Origin of the sequence: Acidovorax soli (assembly GCF_900107605.1) — a bacterium.
Taxonomy (GTDB): domain Bacteria; phylum Pseudomonadota; class Gammaproteobacteria; order Burkholderiales; family Burkholderiaceae_C; genus Acidovorax; species Acidovorax soli.
In genome coordinates, this window is record NZ_FNQJ01000001.1 from 93,861 (window position 1) to 110,072 (window position 16,212).

Here is a 16,212-nt window from a genome sequence, read left to right on the forward strand (position 1 = left end):
TCAGGCCTCCACGGGTTCGGCCGCGCGCGCGAAGCCGGTGCGGGCAATGCCGCGCGCCAGTTCCAGGTTGCCGGTGTCAGCGATGCAGCCTTGATCGAGCCGCAACACGGTGTCGGGCTGCAGCGATTCGATGAGCTGCAGGTAGTGCGACACCACCACGAAGGCAGTGCCCTGGGCGCGCAGCTTCTGCACGAGCTGGACCACGGCGCGCACGCCATCGACGTCCATGCCCGAATCGATTTCGTCGAGCAGCGCCAGGCGCGGCTGCAAGAGCGCGAGCTGCAACAACTCATTGCGCTTGCGCTCGCCCCCCGAGAAGCCTTCATTGACCGGGCGGCCCAGCATGGCTTCGGGCAGGCCCAGCTGCCGGGCAGCGGCGCGGGCACTGCCCAGGAAATCGAAGGCATCCAGTGGCGCCTCGCTCCGGGCCTCGCGCACCGCGTTGAGCGCAGTGCGGATGAACAGATTGTTCTTCACGCCCGGGATGTCGGGCGGCGTCTGGAACGACAGGAACAGGCCGGCCCTGGCGCGCTCCTGCGCATTCATGGCCAGCAGATCCTGCCCGGCAAACTGCGCCTGGCCGCTCGCGACGCGGTAGTTCGGATGGCCGGCCAGCGTCAGGCCCAGCGTGCTCTTGCCGCTGCCGTTGGCGCCCATCAGCACCACCAGGGAGCCGGGTGCCACATCGAGCGAGACCGAGTGCAACACGGTGCGCTCGCCCACATTCACGCGCAGGTCGCGCACTTGCAGCAGGGGGGAGGGGGTTGTCATGGGGTGTCCTTGGTTCAATTGGATAGCTTGCAGCGCTTGATGGATAAGGGCTAAAGGCGGTTTTTTGACTGCAAACCGGTGTTTCAGCCCACCGCGCCTTCGAGGGATACCGCCAGCAGAGCCTTGGCTTCGAGGGCGAATTCCATCGGCAGCTCTTCGAGCACCGCCTGGCAGAAGCCGCCGACGATGAGCGCCGTGGCTTCCTGCGGGTCGATGCCGCGCTGCTGGCAGTAAAAAAGCCGCTCCTCGGAGATGCGCGTGGTGGTTGCCTCATGCTCGACCACGGCGTCGCTGCGTGCGGTGTCGATGTACGGGAATGTGTGGGCGCCGCAATCGGGACCGATCAGCAGCGAATCGCATTGCGTGTGGTTCGCGGCGCCGGCGGCGGTGGGTGCCACGCGCACCAGGCCGCGGTAGCTGTTGTGCGCGTGTCCGGCGCTGATGCCTTTGGAGACGATGCGGCTTTTGGTGTTGCGCCCGAGGTGGATCATCTTGGTGCCGGTGTCGGCCTGCTGGAAGTGGTTGGACACCGCGATCGAATGGAACTCGCCGCTCGATTCGTCGCCGCGCAGCACCACGCTGGGGTATTTCCAGGTGATGGCCGATCCGGTCTCGATCTGCGTCCAGGCGATGTGGGCACGCTTGCCGGCGCACAGCCCGCGCTTGGTGACGAAGTTGTAGATGCCGCCGCGCCCGTTCTCGTCGCCGGGGTACCAGTTCTGAACGGTGGAGTACTTGATGTGCGCGTCCTCGTGCGCCACCAGTTCCACCACGGCGGCGTGCAGCTGGTGTTCGTCGCGCTGCGGCGCCGTGCAGCCTTCGAGGTAGCTCACATGGCTGCCTTCCTCGGCAATGATCAGCGTGCGCTCGAACTGCCCGGTGTTGCGCGCATTGATGCGGAAATACGAGGACAGCTCCATTGGGCAGCGCACACCCTGGGGGATGTAGACGAACGAGCCATCGGAGAACACCGCTGAATTCAACGCGGCATAGAAGTTGTCGCCCGGCGGCACCACGGTGCCCAGGTAGCGCTCGATCAGCGCGGGGTGGTGCTCCACCGCATGCGAGAACGAGCAGAAGATCACGCCGACCCTGGCCAGCTGCTCGCGGAACGTGGTGCCCACCGAGACCGAGTCAAACACCGCATCCACGGCCACGCCGGCCAAACGCGCGCGTTCGTGCAGCGGCACGCCGAGCTTTTCGTAGGTTTCCAGCAGTTTGGGGTCCACATCGGCCAGGCTCTGGGGTCCGTCCTGGAGCGATTTGGGGGCCGAGTAGTAGCTCAGCGCCTGGAAGTCCACCGGCTCCATCTGCAGCTGGGCCCAGGCGGGCAGGGGCATGGACAGCCAGCGTTCAAAGGCCGCCAGGCGCCATTGCAGCAGAAATTCGGGCTCGCGCTTGCGCCGCGAAATGGCGCGGATGGTGCCTTCGTCCAGGCCTGGCGGCAGGGAATCGGACGCAATGTCGGTCACAAACCCGTGCCGGTAAGGGCGCTCCAGCGCCTGGGCCAGCGGCGCGGCCTGTTCAACGGTGGACATGGCATTTCCCCCACAGGTTGACGGTTGCTGCCCGGATGGCCCGGCGATAGGTGGCTGCGGGGTGGGGAACCATGGTGAGCCCTTTGGAGAGAGTGTGTTTTAAAGATTCATATGTTATGCATGTTTATTGATGGGTACAAGCATGGCAGGTGGTAACCGTGCCTGGCCCATGGGCATCGGCGGGTGCCGCGGTGGGTTTTTGCGGGGTTAGGTGGCGCGAAACGGGCTGCGCGCCTGCAGGTGGTCCAGATAGTCTTCCACGCCGGCGCCTTCGCGCTGTAGAAATCGCTCCACCGCATCGGCAAACGCCGGGTGTGCCAGCCAGTGCGTGCTGGTCGCCTGCACCGGCAGCAGGGCGCGCGCCATCTTGTGTTCGCCCTGGGCTCCCCCTTCAAAGCGCTGCACGCCTTGGGCTATGCACCATTGCAGCGGCTGGTAGTAGCAGGCCTCGAAATGCAGGCAGTCCACGCGCTCCAGCGCGCCCCAGTAGCGGCCATACGCGGCGCGGGGTGGGTTTTTTGCAGGATGAATTGCGCTGGTGCAGGTCGGATCATCGTCAATAGCTATCAAACTGCTAGCGATTGATCGGCCCTCCCGCTCGGCAATGAACAGCAGCCAGTGCCCGGGCATCCGGTCGGCCATCTGCTGAAAGAAGGCCTGCGTGAGGTAGGGCGGGTTGCCATGTTCCAGGTAGGTGCGCTCGTAGCAGCGGTAAAAGAAGTCCCAGTCGGATGTACTGATGTCGGCCCCCAGCGCCCAGCGGAAGGTGACGCCCGCATCGGCCACGCGCCGGCGTTCCTGGCGGATCTTCTTGCGCTTGTCCTGGGACAGGCTGGCGAGGAAGTGGTCGAAGCTCTCGAAAGCCAGGCCTGGGCCGTCGTCGGGCCGTCCCAGGGCGGCGAGCGCCCCCTCGGAGGGCTGCGAACCACGCGAAGCGGGGAGCGTGGGGGCCGCATTCTGCCAATGGAACTGCACCGTATGCCGCAGCATCAGACCTTGCCGAGCGCTGGCCAGCACGTCGTCGTCGCTGGCAAACAGCATATGCAAGGACGACAGGCCCTCGTCTTCGCACCACCGGCGCAGCGCCTGCACCAGCAGCTGGCGTGTGGTTTCGTCGCGCGCCAGCAGACGGGATCCGGGCACGGGCGTGAAGGGCACGGCCACCACCGCCTTGGGATAGTAGGGCACGCCATGCTGCTCGTAGGCACTGGCCCAGGACCAGTCGAACACGTATTCGCCGTAGGAGTGGCTCTTGAGGTACAGCGGGCAGGCGGCCACCAGCACCGCGTGTTGATCCTGGCCCTCCCAGAGCGTCATGAAGCGGGGCGTCCAGCCCGTGCGGGGAACGGCGCTTTCGCTGGTGTGCAGGGCCGCCAGGTATTCGTGGCGCATGAAGGGCGTGGCGTGCGGGTGCCGCGCCAGCAGGGCGTTCCAGGCGCTGGCGTCCACCTCCAGCGGCGATGCCAGCACGCGCGCGATAATGTTGCCTTCAGCCATGCTGCCTCCATGGGCCGCCGCCCAGCGCGGGGCTCCAAGGGGTGGCGGTGTCCAACCTGGCCGCAGGGGCCGATCCCAGTTCCATGACGCTCTCCATTTGCACCGCTCAGCTCAATTTTGTCGTGGGCGACATGCCCGGCAATGCGCAAAAAATCATCGCTGCCGCGCGTGAGGCCCATGCGCAGGGCGCGCGGCTGCTGCTGACGCCCGAGCTGGCCATCTGTGGCTACGCGGCAGAAGACCTGTTTTTGCGCCACGCATTTCTTGCGGCCTGTGATGATGCCGTGAAAACCGTGGCCCGCGAGACCGCAGGGTTGAGGGGCCTCGCGATCGTGCTGGGTCATCCGCAAAAGCAGGCGCCGGATGACCCGGCGTTCAGCCCCTGCCTGAATGCGGCCAGCGTGTTGCGGCATGGCCAGATCGAGCAGACCTATGCCAAGTGCGAGCTGCCCAACTACCAGGTGTTCGATGAGCGCCGCTATTTCGTTGCCGGCCAGTCGCCCTGCGTGTTCGAGGTGGAGGGCGTGCGGGTGGGCGTGCTGGTCTGCGAGGACGCGTGGTTTGCCGCGCCCGCGCGCGCTGCAGCACAGGCGGGGGCGCAGCTGCTGGCGGTGATCAATGCCTCGCCCTTTCATCTGGGCAAGAGCGCCGAGCGCGAGCAGACCATGCGCGAGCGGGTGGCCGAGACAGGCCTGCCGCTGGTCTATGCCCACCTGGTGGGCGGGCAGGACGAGGTGGTTTTCGAAGGCCGTTCCTTTGCCCTGAATGCCGATGGCTCGGTGGCCGGTCGGGCACCCGGTTTTGAAGAGAAGCTGGTGTTTGCGCGCATCCATGAAGCGCAGGAGGCTATCAAAATAGAAGCAGAGGTGGCGCCCGAGCGCAGCCTGGAGGCCGACCTGTGGGACGCGCTGGTGCTGGGCGTGCGCGACTATGTGCGCAAGAACGGCTTTCCGGGCGCCTTGCTGGGCCTGTCGGGCGGCATCGATTCGGCGCTGGTGCTGGCGATTGCCGTGGATGCCCTGGGCGCCGACAAGGTGCGCACCGTGATGATGCCCTCGCCCTACACGGCGGACATCAGCTGGATCGACGCGCGCGACATGGCCGAGCGCATGGGCGTGCGCCATGACGAAATCGCGATTGCACCCCAGTTCGAGACCTTCAAGGCGGCGCTGGCGAGCCAATTTGCCGGCCTGCCCGAGGACACGACCGAGGAGAACCTGCAGGCCCGCATCCGCGGCACGCTGCTGATGGCGTTGTCGAACAAGTTTGGCGCCATCGTGCTGACCACCGGCAACAAGAGCGAGATGGCCACCGGCTACTGTACGCTGTATGGCGACATGGCCGGCGGCTTTGCGCCCATCAAGGATGTGGCCAAGACCCGGGTGTTCGATCTGGCGCGCTGGCGCAATGCCCACGATCCGTATGGCACCGGCACCAACCCCATCCCCGAGCGCATCATCACGCGCCCGCCCAGTGCCGAGTTGCGCCCCGACCAGAAAGACCAGGACAGTTTGCCGGCCTACGAGGTGCTCGATGCGATCGTGGCGCGTTACATGGAAAATGACGAGCCGATAGAGTCCATCATTGCCGCCGGTTTTGAGCGCGCCGATGTCGAACGCGTCACCCGGCTGATCAAGCTGAATGAATACAAGCGCCGCCAGGCCCCCGTGGGCGTGCGCGTCACGCGCCGCAGCTTCGGCAAGGACTGGCGCTACCCTATCACCAGCCAATTCAGGGCCTGACGGGCACCCGCCAGTTCCACCGCCTTTTTTATCCTCCAGGAGACTCCCCCATGAAAATGATCACCGCCGTCATCAAGCCGTTCAAGCTGGAAGAGGTCCGTGAAGCCTTGGCCGAATGCGGTGTGACGGGCCTCACCGTGACCGAGGTGAAGGGTTTCGGGCGCCAGAAAGGTCACACCGAGCTGTACCGCGGGGCGGAGTATGTGGTGGATTTCCTGCCCAAGGTGAAGGTGGAAGTCGTGGTCAAGACAGAAGACCTGGAGCGCTGCGTGGACGCCATCGTCAATGCGGCGCGCACGGGCAAGATTGGCGACGGCAAGATTTTTGTGACCGCCGTGGAGCGCGTGGTGCGCATCCGCACGGGTGACCTGGACGACGCCGCGGTATAGGCTCCCCCTGTGTCGGTTCGCGCCATCCCCCTGAGGGGGGGGCGCCCCCAGCGCGGCGGGGTGGCCCTTGCGCGGGGGCGCTGGCTTGGGTCGCGCTCGTTTTGCGGGCTGTCAGATCACCGAGCGCAGCGGTACCTGCTCCAGGCTGTGGCCCGCCGACTGCACCAGGGTGCGCAGCAGGGCGTCGCTGTCGGTTGCGATGTGCAGCAGGTCCATCTGCCACCCTCTCATGAACCCACTCGCCACGCTGGTCTGCAAAAAGGCCAGCAGACCGTCGTAGTAGCCGCCCACGTTGAGCAGGCCCAGTGGCTTGTCGTGGTAGCCCAGCTGGCGCCAGGTCCAGACTTCAAACAGTTCCTCGAAGGTGCCAATCCCGCCGGGCAGCGCCACAAAGGCGTTGCTGCGCTCGGCCATCATGGCCTTGCGCTCGTGCATGGTCTGCACGATGTGCAACTCGTCGCATTGGCGATTGGCCAGTTCCTTGTCCACCAGCGTCTGCGGTATCACGCCCACCACCCGGCCACCGGAAAGGCGTGTGGCCTCGGCCACCGTGCCCATGAGGCCGCTGAGGCCACCGCCGTACACGAGCTGGCCACCATGCGAGCCGATCCACTGGCCCACGGCCTGGGCGGCCTGGGAAAACGCCGGATTCTCACCGGGACGCGAGCCGCAGTACACGCAGATGGAGAAAGCGGGTTCAGCCATGGAAAAACCTCTGAAAAAGAGCGGCACACCAGATGCCGATGCACAGCAGCAGCGACAGCAGCACCGCAGCGCTGCCCATGTCCTTGGCACGCTTGGACAGGTCATGCCACTCGGGGCCGATGCGATCAATGGCGGTCTCGATGCCGGTGTTGAGCAGCTCGACGATCATCACGATGATGACCGACCCGGCCAGCAGCGCCACCTCCATCCAGTTGCGGCCCAGCCAGAACGCCAGCGGAACCAGGACCACGGCCGCAATGACTTCCTGGCGAAACGCCTTTTCGTTCCAGCCGGCACGCAGGCCTGCGATGGAGTAGCCCGTGGCATGCCAGACCCGGTTCAGTCCAGTCCGGGCTTTCTGGGGGTTGGCGGGGTGCGGGGAGTCGAGTGATGGCATGCGGCAATTGTCGGGGCCGGATGTGTCCGGCAAGGGCATATCCGAGCAAGTTTATTTTTTGACAGGTTCGTGGTGCACCAGGCGGGTGCCCGCCAGTGCGTCGTGCCAGAACTGTTGCTGGGGGTGAAAGCGGCTCAGCAGCGCCCATACGGCGACCCAACCCAGCATGATCACCGTGGCTTCCCCGCCCGGTAGCGAAAAGGGTGCCACCGCGGCCAATGGCGGCAGAAACCACAGCCAGGAAAGAACATAGCGCAGCAGCGCACGCGCCTGCGTGAGCGGGCGGCCGCCACGGTCCACCACACGGATGTTCCAGGTTTTCATGGCCAGGGTCTGCCCCTTGGCCCAGAACCAGGTGAAGTAGATGCCAAACACCACAAACAGGAAGGCCTGCAGGGCATGGCGGTTGTCCAGGGCATTGCGGGTCTGGCTCAGGGTGCCAAACAGGTAGCCGGCGATGAAGACCACGCCGAACATCAGGATGCCTTCGTACATCCAGCATGCCATGCGGCGGACCAGGCTCGGGGCCTGAAGCTTCGTGGAGGCGGGGACCGGGGAAGGCAGCGCTTCAGGCGGGGGCAGGACGGGCATGCAAATTACTGGGGAGTCAGGAGGGGCGCATCGGGTACGGCCGGGGTCGCATGGTCGCTGGCAACTGGCGCAGCCGGCAGTGGTGGCAGCGTGATTGGCACAGCCATCGGGACGTTGACGGGGGCGGTTTCCACCAAGGCTGGGGGTGGTGAAACCGGTGCATCACTTCCGTGCCCCGCAGCGGCAGGGGTGGACAGTGCTGGCTTCGCCAGCCGTGGCGAGAGGCTTTGTACCGGTGGGATCTTGGGCTGATTGGGGCGGTTGGGGTTGGCCTCCGAGGCCGCCGGAATCTGTGCCAGCTTGCGGGGGGAAACCGGTTTGAGCGCAGTGGCTGCACCTTGCGGCTTGGGGGCCGCGCGCGCAGCCAGCTTGCGCTTTTCTTCATCGCTCAGCGCCTGGTAAGCCTGCCATTGGGCGAGCTTGTTGTCACGGGCCAGGCGATTGGAGTCGGCATAGTTGAGCCGTGCCTGGTTGCGCTGCTGCACGCTCAGGCTGGCCCATTCCGTCATGCGGTCGTGGAGTTTTTCCTGCTCATGTTCTGGGAGCGTGGGGAAATTCTGGGCCAGGGCGAGCCAGCGCCGTTTCTGCGCTTCGCTGAGCAGCGCCCAGCGTTCCGCGAGAGGGTAGAGCGCCAGTTTCTGCGGAGTGTTCAGAACCTCCCAGCCCGGGCCCGCAGGGGTTTGTCGGGATGGATGGACTGCCGTGCCTGCACCTTTGCCATTGGGGCTGGAGGCCAGCGCGGCCACGGGTACCAAGGTGCCCGGCGCCATGCGCACCTGGTTGAGCACCGCCATGCCGCCGGCTGCAAGCGCACCCAAAAGCACCAAAGCCAGCACGAAGGCTGGCATGGTGGGATGGCCGTCAGGGGGACTTGCGTGCATGCAGAAAAAGAAGTCGATCAGTTGCTGGAATGGGCGGTTTTCAGGAACTGTACAAAACCCGGGTCGGAGTAAGCCGCTGGGGGCAACTCGTCGGTCAGCAGGGCGGCATCCACTTCCGCCACCTCATTCGTTCCCTGTTCGTCCTGGGCCACATTGATGACTACCAGACCCACCAGCAGTGCCATCACGGGAACCGCCGAAACCAGGGCGCTCCACCAGCCACTCCGTTCGCTGCCACCACCGAGCGCTGCGGCATGGCCCGAGTGCACAACGGCGGGTGCAATGCGACGCACCTGGACGGTGACTTTGCGCTTGGCCAGCGCCTGCGTGCGGGCCGCGCGCAACCGCTCGGAAATATCGTAGGGCAGATCATTCGCTCCACTGCTTAACCGTGCAGTGATGCGGCGAGCAAAACGATCCGCCGCCATTTCATGGGAGGGGGTGTTTGCGGTGTTCATGGTTCGATTCCTTTTGCCTTCAGCGCCTTGCCGAGAGTCTGTACTGCACGAAAACAGTGTGTCTTGACGCTGCCTTCGGAGCAACCCATGGCGGCTGCTGTTTCTGCTACATCCATTTCTTCCCAGTAACGCATGAGAAACGCTTCCCGTTGACGTGCCGGCAGCGCCTCGATTTCTTCTTCAATGCCCTTGAAGATCTGTGCGCGCCGGGTCAGATCTTCCGCGCTTTCGGCCCGCTCCCCATTGTCTGGGCCGGTGTAGGCTTCGAGCAGATCAAATTCCGTGCCGTCTTCTCCGGGTCCGTCAAAGTCGCTCATGCTCGAAAACAGTGCATTGCGGGTCTTTTGGCGGCGAAACCAGTCGAGTGTGCAGTTCGACAGGATGCGCTGAAACAGCATGGGCAATTCGCTCGTGGGCTTGTCGCCGTAATGCTCGGCCAGCTTGAGCATGCTGTCCTGGACGATGTCCAGGGCCGCTTCCTCATTGCGGACGTGGTAGAGCGAGCGCTTGAATGCGCGCCTTTCTACACTTTTGAGGAAGTCGGAGAGTTCTTGTTCAGTGGCCAAGAGGAAGCAGCCCGGAAGGGGCGATGCAGTCATGCGTGAAAGCGCGGTGCAGCCCGCGCAACAGTTCGATTATTGCATTGCCCCCCGATTTTTTTGGAAGCGGCTGGTTTTGCGCGTGTTGCAGTGCGATAATTTCAACTGCAATTCAAAAGGCAAACGGGTCACGGTCCGGCGCGGCAATCATCCCGCCCATGTCCTTGGCCTCAAGTTCCGAGCTGGCTTCACAAGAGTCCGTGCAAGGAGCACCCAAGGTTTTTCGTCAGAGAAATTCACAAAGGTTGATCGATCATGGAAATCTCCAAGGCTGAACTCACTTCAGCAGCCGCTGCCTCCCACGGCAATTCTCCCGCCTCCGGCTCGCAGGACCTCATGGGTTCTGAAATTCTCGTCAAGGCGTTGCAGGCGGAGAACGTGCAGTACATCTGGGGCTACCCCGGCGGCGCAGTTCTCTATATCTACGACGCGCTCTACAAGCAAGACACCATTCAGCATGTGCTGGTGCGCCATGAGCAGGCCGCGGTGCATGCTGCCGATGGCTACGCGCGCGCCACCGGCGAGGTGGGCGTGGCGCTGGTCACTTCGGGCCCCGGGCTGACCAATGCCGTCACCGGCATCGCCACGGCCTACATGGACAGCATTCCCATGGTGATCATCTCGGGCCAGGTGCCCACGGCGGCCATCGGTCTGGATGCGTTCCAGGAATGCGATACGGTGGGTATCACGCGCCCCATCGTGAAGCACAACTTCCTCGTCAAGGACCCGCGCGATCTGGCCATGACGCTGAAGAAGGCCTTCCATATCGCCCGCACCGGCCGACCCGGCCCCGTGGTGGTCGATATCCCAAAGGACGTTTCGTTCAAAAAGGTGCCCTACACCGGTTATCCCGAGAGCGTGGAAATGCGCTCTTACAACCCGGTGAGAAAAGGCCATGGCGGCCAGATCCGCAAGGCGCTGCAACTGCTGCTGGCAGCCAAGCGCCCCTATATCTATACCGGGGGCGGCGTGCTGCTGGGCAATGCCACCAACGAACTGCGCACGCTGGTGGATATGCTGGGCTACCCAGTGACCAACACGTTGATGGGCCTGGGCGCCTATCCCGCGTCGGACCGCAAGTTCCTGGGCATGCTGGGCATGCACGGCACCATCGAAGCCAACAACGCCATGCAAAACTGCGATGTGCTGCTGGCCGTGGGCGCCCGTTTTGACGATCGCGTGATCGGCAACACCAAGCATTTCGCGCAGAACGAACGCAAGATCATCCATGTGGATATCGACCCGTCGAGCATCTCCAAGCGCGTCAAGGTCGATATTCCGATCGTCGGCGACGTGAAGGATGTGCTCACCGAGCTGATCTCCATGATCCGCGAAAGCAGCACCCGCCCCGACGCCGGCGCACTCGCTGCGTGGTGGGACACCATTGAAGGCTGGCGCAAGCGCGACTGCCTCAAATACAGCATGGGCAGCGGCGATGTGATCAAGCCGCAGTATGTGGTCGAAACGCTGTGGAACATGACCAAGGACGCGGACACCTACATCACGTCCGACGTCGGGCAGCACCAGATGTGGGCCGCGCAGTACTACCGTTTTGACGAGCCACGCCGCTGGATCAATTCCGGTGGCCTGGGCACCATGGGCGTGGGCATTCCCTATGCCATGGGGATCAAGCTGGCCAAGCCACAGTCCGAGGTGTTCTGCATCACCGGCGAAGGCTCGGTGCAGATGAACATCCAGGAACTGTCCACCTGTCTGCAATACAACACGCCGATCAAGATCTGCTCGCTCAACAACCGCTACCTGGGCATGGTGCGCCAGTGGCAGGAGATCGAATACTCCGGCCGCTACAGCCACAGCTACATGGACGCGCTGCCCAACTTCGTGAAGCTGGCCGAGGCCTATGGCCACGTCGGCATGCTGATCGAGCACCCCAAGGACGTGGAGCCCGCGCTGCGCGAAGCCCGCAAACTCAAGGACCGCACGGTGTTCATGGACTTCCGCACCGACCCCACCGAGAACGTGTTCCCGATGGTGCAGGCCGGCAAAGGCATTACCGAGATGTTGCTCGGGTCGGAAGACCTTTAAGACAAATTGGCCTCTGGCGTATGCCCTGCATGCGCTCTTAGCTATCGAATGGGTAGCGTTCAATTTTTTGACGAATCTATTGCCTGTCAAGCCTGCGCATTACCGTGCGCGGGGGAGGGCAGCGAAAAGAGGAATCTCTCATCATGAAACACATCATTGCTGTTCTGCTGGAAAACGAGCCTGGTGCTCTTTCCCGCGTCGTGGGCCTGTTCTCGGCCCGTGGCTACAACATCGAATCGCTCACCGTGGCGCCCACCGAGGATGCATCGCTCTCGCGCATGACCATCCAAACCACGGGCTCCGACGATGTGATCGAGCAGATCACCAAGCACCTGAACCGCCTCATCGAGGTCGTGAAGGTGGTGGATCTCACCGAAGGTGCTTACACCGAGCGCGAGCTCATGATGGTGAAGGTGCGCGCGGTGGGCAAGGAGCGCGAGGAGATGAAGCGCATGGCCGACATCTTCCGTGGCCGCATCATCGACGTGACCGAAAAGAGCTACACCATCGAGCTCACCGGTGACCAGTCCAAGAACGATGCTTTCCTGCAAGCCATCGATCGCACGGCCATCCTGGAAACCGTGCGCACCGGTGCCAGCGGCATCGGTCGCGGCGAGCGCATCCTGCGCGTGTAACGGATTTGCCTTCGACCGGCTGGCGTCGTTGGAGAGCCTTGCGGTGCTAAAGCACTGTCTGCGGCTCCCCGCCTAACCATCCGGCCGAATCCAAATCCGATGTAAGACAATCGACTGTTTATTTTTCAACCCCATACGAATTTCAACCGGAGCGACCCATGAAAGTTTTCTACGACAAAGACTGTGACCTGAGCCTGATCAAGGGCAAGACCGTTGCCATCATCGGCTACGGCTCGCAGGGCCACGCCCATGCACAAAACCTGAACGACAGCGGCGTGAAGGTCGTGGTCGGCCTGCGCAAGGGCGGAGCCTCGTGGGACAAGGTCGGCAAGGCCGGCCTGACGGTCATGGAAGTCAACGATGCCGTGAAGGCCGCTGACGTGGTCATGATCCTGTTGCCTGACGAGCAGATCGCCGAGGTCTACACCAACAATGTGGCCCCGAATATCAAGCAAGGCGCTTCGCTGGCTTTCGCCCACGGCTTCAACGTGCACTACAACCAGGTCGTGCCCCGCGCCGACCTGGACGTGTGGATGGTGGCGCCCAAGGCCCCTGGCCACACCGTGCGCAACACCTACACCCAGGGTGGCGGCGTGCCCCACCTGGTGGCGGTGCACCAGGACAAGTCCGGCAAGGCCCGCGACCTGGCCCTGAGCTATGCCATGGCCAACGGTGGCGGCAAGGCCGGCATCATCGAGACCAACTTCAAGGAAGAGACCGAGACCGACCTGTTCGGCGAGCAGGCCGTGCTGTGCGGTGGCGCCGTCGAGCTGATCAAGATGGGTTACGAGACCCTGGTCGAAGCCGGTTATGCCCCCGAGATGGCCTACTTCGAGTGCCTGCACGAGCTCAAGCTCATCGTGGACCTGATCTACGAAGGCGGCATTGCCAACATGAACTACTCGATCTCGAACAACGCCGAGTTCGGCGAGTACGTGACCGGTCCCGAAGTCATCAACGAGCAGTCGCGCGCCGCCATGCGCAACGCTCTGAAGCGCATCCAGAACGGCGACTACGCCAAGATGTTCATCCAGGAAGGCCGCCTGAACTACCCGAGCATGACGGCTCGTCGCCGCAACACGGCCGACCACAGCATCGAAGTGGTGGGGGCCCAGCTGCGCGCCATGATGCCCTGGATCGCCAAGAACAAGCTGGTCGATCAGACCCGCAACTGATGCTGCCTCGCCAAGGCATTGCCAGCATCCAAAGGCCACTTCGGTGGCCTTTTTTGTGGGCGGGCACGGTGTTGACTGGCGCTACACTGCTGCCCTCGCCTGGTACCCGTGCGGCGTTCTGCCAGCACAGCGGGTCAAAATCGAACGCTATAAATTTGAGAGCTTCTTGCGCCTGACAGGCAAGGGCTGGAGGTCTATTTGATGCATGATGGCAATGAATCCACCGAGAATGCTGGTGTGATGGTGCGCAAGCGGCGCAAGGGCATTTACATCCTGCCCAATCTGTTCACGCTGGCGGCATTGTTCGGTGGTTTCTATTCCATCGTGATGGCCATGAACGGACGTTTCGACATGGCGGCCGTGGGTGTGTTCTGTGCCATGGTGCTGGACAGCCTGGACGGCCGCGTGGCCCGCATGACGAACACCCAGAGCGCTTTCGGCGAACAGATGGATTCGCTGTCCGACATGGTGTCGTTTGGCGCGGCGCCTGCCCTGATTGCATACGAGTGGTCGCTCCGGGGGCTGGGCCGCTGGGGCTGGATTGCCGCCTTCGTATATTGCGCCTGCGCTGCACTGCGCCTGGCGCGCTTCAACGTCAACACCAGCGTGGTGGACAAGCGCTATTTCCAGGGATTGCCATCGCCCGCCGCTGCGGCGCTGGTGGCGGGTTTCATCTGGTTGCTGACCGAGCTGGGGGTGCACCGCGACCAGGACGCCTGGCTGACATGGTCGCAGGTGAGCTGGGTCATGTTTGCCTTCACGCTGTATGCGGGCCTCACCATGGTGACCAATGTGCCGTTCTACAGCTTCAAGGACGTGCAGATGAAAAAGAGCGTGCCTTTCGCCGCCATCGTGCTGATTGCCCTGGGCATTGCCGTCATCAACATCCATCCGCCCATTGTCCTGTTTGGCGTGTTCGTACTGTACGGCCTGAGCGGCTATGCCGTGTATGCGTGGCGCAAGGCCAAGGGACAGCACAGCAGCGTGATCAGCATATCGACCGATGAGCCCGATGAGCGGGGTTTGCACAAGTGATGGCGGCGGTATGCAGAAAACTGTGCTACATTGATCCGCATGAACACGTTTGCACTGGCCCTACTGCTACCTCCCCACGGGCGGAGACGGTAGGCGCACGCGCACACTTTTTCCACAAAGGCCCGTATGCACCCGCAACGGGCCTTTTGTTTTGGGCGCCAGAATTTCGACGTTGCGGGCAACCCCACCAGTACCAGGAGAGACCAAATGGCTGACAAACTCATCATTTTTGACACCACCTTGCGCGATGGCGAGCAATCGCCCGGCGCCTCGATGACCAAGGACGAGAAGCTGCGCATTGCCCGCCAGCTCGAACGCCTGAAGGTGGACGTGATCGAAGCCGGTTTTGCTGCCAGCTCCAACGGGGATTTCGAGGCGGTGCAGGCGATAGCCAACGCGATCAAGGATTCGACCATCTGCTCGCTGTCGCGCGCGAATGATCGCGATATCGCGCGCGCCGCCGAGGCCCTGCAGGGCGCGGCCAGTGCACGTATCCACACCTTTATCGCGACGTCTGCGCTGCATATGGAGAAAAAGCTGCGCATGACACCCGAGCAGGTGCTGGAGCAGGCCAAGCAGTCGGTGCGCTTTGCCCGCAACCTGGTGGGGGATATCGAGTTCAGTCCCGAGGATGGTTATCGCAGCGACCCGGATTTCCTGTGCCGCGTGATCGAAGCCGTCATTGCCGAAGGCGCCACCACGATCAATGTGCCTGACACCGTGGGTTATGCCGTGCCCGAGCTGTACGGCAACTTCATCAAGAGCCTGCGCGAACGGGTGCCCAACAGCGACAAGGCCATCTGGTCGGTGCACTGCCACAACGATCTGGGCATGGCGGTGGCCAATTCGTTGGCTGGAGTGAAGATCGGCGGCGCACGCCAGGTGGAGTGCACTATCAATGGTCTGGGCGAGCGCGCAGGCAACTGCTCGCTCGAAGAAGTGGTCATGGCGGTCAAGACGCGCCGCGACTACTACGGGCTGGACGTGGGAATCGACACCAGGCACATCGTGGCGGCCAGTCGCATGGTGAGCCAGACCACGGGCTTTGTGGTGCAGCCCAACAAGGCCGTGGTGGGGGCCAATGCCTTTGCCCACGCCAGCGGTATTCATCAGGACGGTGTTCTGAAGGCCCGTGACACCTATGAAATCATGCGGGCGGAAGATGTGGGTTGGAGCGCCAACAAGATCGTTCTGGGCAAGTTGAGTGGACGCAATGCCTTCAAGCAGCGCTTGCAGGAATTGGGTGTGCAGCTCGAAAGCGAAACCGACGTCAACAACGCCTTCGCCAAGTTCAAAGAGCTGGCCGACCGCAAGAGTGAAATCTTTGACGAAGATATCCTGGCGCTGGTGAGTGATGAAAGCGTGACCAGCGAGAAGGAGCAATTTGGATTTGTTTCGCTCGCGCAGCACAGCGAGACCGGCGAGCGGCCGCAGGCTTCGATTGTGTTCACGGTGGATGGCAAGGAGGTGCGCGGGCAATCCGACGGCAATGGCCCGGTGGATGCGTCGCTGAAGGCCATCGAATCGCATGTCCAGAGTGGTGCTGAAATGGTTCTGTACTCGGTGAACGCCATCAGCGGTTCGACCGAGAGCCAGGGGGAGGTCACGGTGCGCTTGCAAAACAGCGGTCGGGTAGTGAACGGCGTGGGAGCTGACCCCGATATCGTGGTTGCGTCAGCCAAAGCCTACCTGAGCGCGTTGAACAAATTGCAAAGCAAATCCGACCGTGTCGCAGCACAGGGCTGAGATGTGA

Annotated in this window: 16 protein-coding genes; 7 read left to right on the plus strand and 9 right to left on the minus strand. The window is 63.1% G+C overall.

Translation table 11 applies throughout. The features are described 5' to 3' along the window. The 3 genes from sufC to BLW02_RS00450 all read right to left on the minus strand — a co-directional run bounded on the left by sufC (nucleotide 1) and on the right by BLW02_RS00450 (nucleotide 3,806). Nucleotides 1-771, minus strand: coding sequence for a Fe-S cluster assembly ATPase SufC (gene sufC / locus BLW02_RS00440; RefSeq protein ID WP_092696532.1), 771 nt, complete (start codon nucleotides 769-771; stop codon nucleotides 1-3). Nucleotides 772-854: 83 nt separating this feature from the next. Continuing rightward, the gene (sufB, locus tag BLW02_RS00445; RefSeq protein WP_092696533.1) at nucleotides 855-2,309 is read right to left on the minus strand and encodes a Fe-S cluster assembly protein SufB; all 1,455 of its coding nucleotides are present in this window, start codon (nucleotides 2,307-2,309) and stop codon (nucleotides 855-857) included. 207 nt (nucleotides 2,310-2,516) lie between these two features. Further along, entirely contained in the window at nucleotides 2,517-3,806 is a 1,290-nt protein-coding gene (locus BLW02_RS00450) for a GNAT family N-acetyltransferase (RefSeq protein WP_092696534.1), read from the minus strand. An 83-nt stretch (nucleotides 3,807-3,889) separates the two neighbouring features. On the opposite strand from BLW02_RS00450, the gene BLW02_RS00455 reads away from it, so the two are divergent. Continuing rightward, nucleotides 3,890-5,548: an NAD+ synthase gene (locus tag BLW02_RS00455; RefSeq protein WP_092696724.1), complete on the plus strand. Its 1,659-nt coding sequence runs from the start codon at nucleotides 3,890-3,892 to the stop codon at nucleotides 5,546-5,548. Between the two features lie 50 nt (nucleotides 5,549-5,598). After that, nucleotides 5,599-5,937, plus strand: a complete 339-nt coding sequence (locus BLW02_RS00460; protein WP_026436763.1) for a P-II family nitrogen regulator — start codon at nucleotides 5,599-5,601, stop codon at nucleotides 5,935-5,937. Between the two features lie 111 nt (nucleotides 5,938-6,048). On the opposite strand, the gene BLW02_RS00465 is transcribed toward BLW02_RS00460, so the two are convergent. The 6 genes from BLW02_RS00465 to BLW02_RS00490 are packed head-to-tail and all read right to left on the minus strand — an operon-like array spanning nucleotide 6,049 to nucleotide 9,535. Further along, nucleotides 6,049-6,642, minus strand: coding sequence for an LOG family protein (locus tag BLW02_RS00465; RefSeq protein WP_092696535.1), 594 nt, complete (start codon nucleotides 6,640-6,642; stop codon nucleotides 6,049-6,051). Next, the gene (locus BLW02_RS00470) at nucleotides 6,635-7,039 is read right to left on the minus strand and encodes a diacylglycerol kinase (protein ID WP_092696536.1); all 405 of its coding nucleotides are present in this window, start codon (nucleotides 7,037-7,039) and stop codon (nucleotides 6,635-6,637) included. The genes BLW02_RS00465 and BLW02_RS00470 overlap by 8 nt, the downstream gene beginning before the upstream one ends. Before the next feature lie 51 nt (nucleotides 7,040-7,090). Then, complete coding sequence (locus BLW02_RS00475) at nucleotides 7,091-7,630, minus strand: RDD family protein (RefSeq protein WP_092696537.1); 540 nt, start codon at nucleotides 7,628-7,630, stop codon at nucleotides 7,091-7,093. Nucleotides 7,631-7,635: 5 nt separating this feature from the next. Then, a complete protein-coding gene (locus BLW02_RS00480) occupies nucleotides 7,636-8,511 on the minus strand; it encodes a DUF3106 domain-containing protein (RefSeq protein WP_092696538.1) in 876 nt (291 codons plus the stop codon). A gap of 17 nt (nucleotides 8,512-8,528) precedes the next feature. After that, nucleotides 8,529-8,969, minus strand: coding sequence for a DUF3619 family protein (locus BLW02_RS00485; RefSeq protein WP_092696539.1), 441 nt, complete (start codon nucleotides 8,967-8,969; stop codon nucleotides 8,529-8,531). Further along, complete coding sequence (locus BLW02_RS00490; protein WP_092696725.1) at nucleotides 8,966-9,535, minus strand: RNA polymerase sigma factor; 570 nt, start codon at nucleotides 9,533-9,535, stop codon at nucleotides 8,966-8,968. Before BLW02_RS00490 ends, BLW02_RS00485 begins: the two co-directional genes overlap by 4 nt. A gap of 288 nt (nucleotides 9,536-9,823) precedes the next feature. On the opposite strand from BLW02_RS00490, the gene BLW02_RS00495 reads away from it, so the two are divergent. The 5 genes from BLW02_RS00495 to BLW02_RS00515 all read left to right on the plus strand — a co-directional run bounded on the left by BLW02_RS00495 (nucleotide 9,824) and on the right by BLW02_RS00515 (nucleotide 16,205). Next, nucleotides 9,824-11,614 (plus strand): acetolactate synthase 3 catalytic subunit, encoded by a 1,791-nt coding sequence (locus BLW02_RS00495; RefSeq protein WP_092696540.1) that lies wholly within the window; start codon nucleotides 9,824-9,826, stop codon nucleotides 11,612-11,614. A 143-nt stretch (nucleotides 11,615-11,757) separates the two neighbouring features. After that, entirely contained in the window at nucleotides 11,758-12,249 is a 492-nt protein-coding gene (gene ilvN, locus BLW02_RS00500) for an acetolactate synthase small subunit (RefSeq protein WP_015013659.1), read from the plus strand. Between the two features lie 158 nt (nucleotides 12,250-12,407). Continuing rightward, nucleotides 12,408-13,424 (plus strand): ketol-acid reductoisomerase, encoded by a 1,017-nt coding sequence (ilvC, locus tag BLW02_RS00505; RefSeq protein WP_005796248.1) that lies wholly within the window; start codon nucleotides 12,408-12,410, stop codon nucleotides 13,422-13,424. A gap of 201 nt (nucleotides 13,425-13,625) precedes the next feature. Further along, complete coding sequence (pssA, locus tag BLW02_RS00510) at nucleotides 13,626-14,459, plus strand: CDP-diacylglycerol--serine O-phosphatidyltransferase (protein ID WP_092696541.1); 834 nt, start codon at nucleotides 13,626-13,628, stop codon at nucleotides 14,457-14,459. A gap of 207 nt (nucleotides 14,460-14,666) precedes the next feature. Beyond that, on the plus strand, nucleotides 14,667-16,205 hold the full coding sequence (locus BLW02_RS00515; protein ID WP_092696542.1) for a 2-isopropylmalate synthase: 1,539 nt from the start codon (nucleotides 14,667-14,669) through the stop codon (nucleotides 16,203-16,205). Nucleotides 16,206-16,212 lie beyond the last annotated feature (7 nt).

Coding starts and splice junctions, on each gene's coding strand:
- BLW02_RS00455 (WP_092696724.1), top strand. CDS start 3,890: ATGACGCTCTCCATTTGCACCGCTCAGCTCAATTTTGTCGTGGGCGAC.
- BLW02_RS00470 (WP_092696536.1), bottom strand. CDS start 7,039: ATGCCATCACTCGACTCCCCGCACCCCGCCAACCCCCAGAAAGCCCGG.
- BLW02_RS00515 (WP_092696542.1), top strand. CDS start 14,667: ATGGCTGACAAACTCATCATTTTTGACACCACCTTGCGCGATGGCGAG.
- BLW02_RS00465 (WP_092696535.1), bottom strand. CDS start 6,642: ATGGCTGAACCCGCTTTCTCCATCTGCGTGTACTGCGGCTCGCGTCCC.
- ilvC (WP_005796248.1), top strand. CDS start 12,408: ATGAAAGTTTTCTACGACAAAGACTGTGACCTGAGCCTGATCAAGGGC.
- BLW02_RS00495 (WP_092696540.1), top strand. CDS start 9,824: ATGGAAATCTCCAAGGCTGAACTCACTTCAGCAGCCGCTGCCTCCCAC.
- pssA (WP_092696541.1), top strand. CDS start 13,626: ATGCATGATGGCAATGAATCCACCGAGAATGCTGGTGTGATGGTGCGC.
- BLW02_RS00480 (WP_092696538.1), bottom strand. CDS start 8,511: ATGCACGCAAGTCCCCCTGACGGCCATCCCACCATGCCAGCCTTCGTG.
- BLW02_RS00460 (WP_026436763.1), top strand. CDS start 5,599: ATGAAAATGATCACCGCCGTCATCAAGCCGTTCAAGCTGGAAGAGGTC.
- ilvN (WP_015013659.1), top strand. CDS start 11,758: ATGAAACACATCATTGCTGTTCTGCTGGAAAACGAGCCTGGTGCTCTT.
- BLW02_RS00450 (WP_092696534.1), bottom strand. CDS start 3,806: ATGGCTGAAGGCAACATTATCGCGCGCGTGCTGGCATCGCCGCTGGAG.
- sufC (WP_092696532.1), bottom strand. CDS start 771: ATGACAACCCCCTCCCCCCTGCTGCAAGTGCGCGACCTGCGCGTGAAT.
- sufB (WP_092696533.1), bottom strand. CDS start 2,309: ATGTCCACCGTTGAACAGGCCGCGCCGCTGGCCCAGGCGCTGGAGCGC.
- BLW02_RS00485 (WP_092696539.1), bottom strand. CDS start 8,969: ATGAACACCGCAAACACCCCCTCCCATGAAATGGCGGCGGATCGTTTT.
- BLW02_RS00475 (WP_092696537.1), bottom strand. CDS start 7,630: ATGCCCGTCCTGCCCCCGCCTGAAGCGCTGCCTTCCCCGGTCCCCGCC.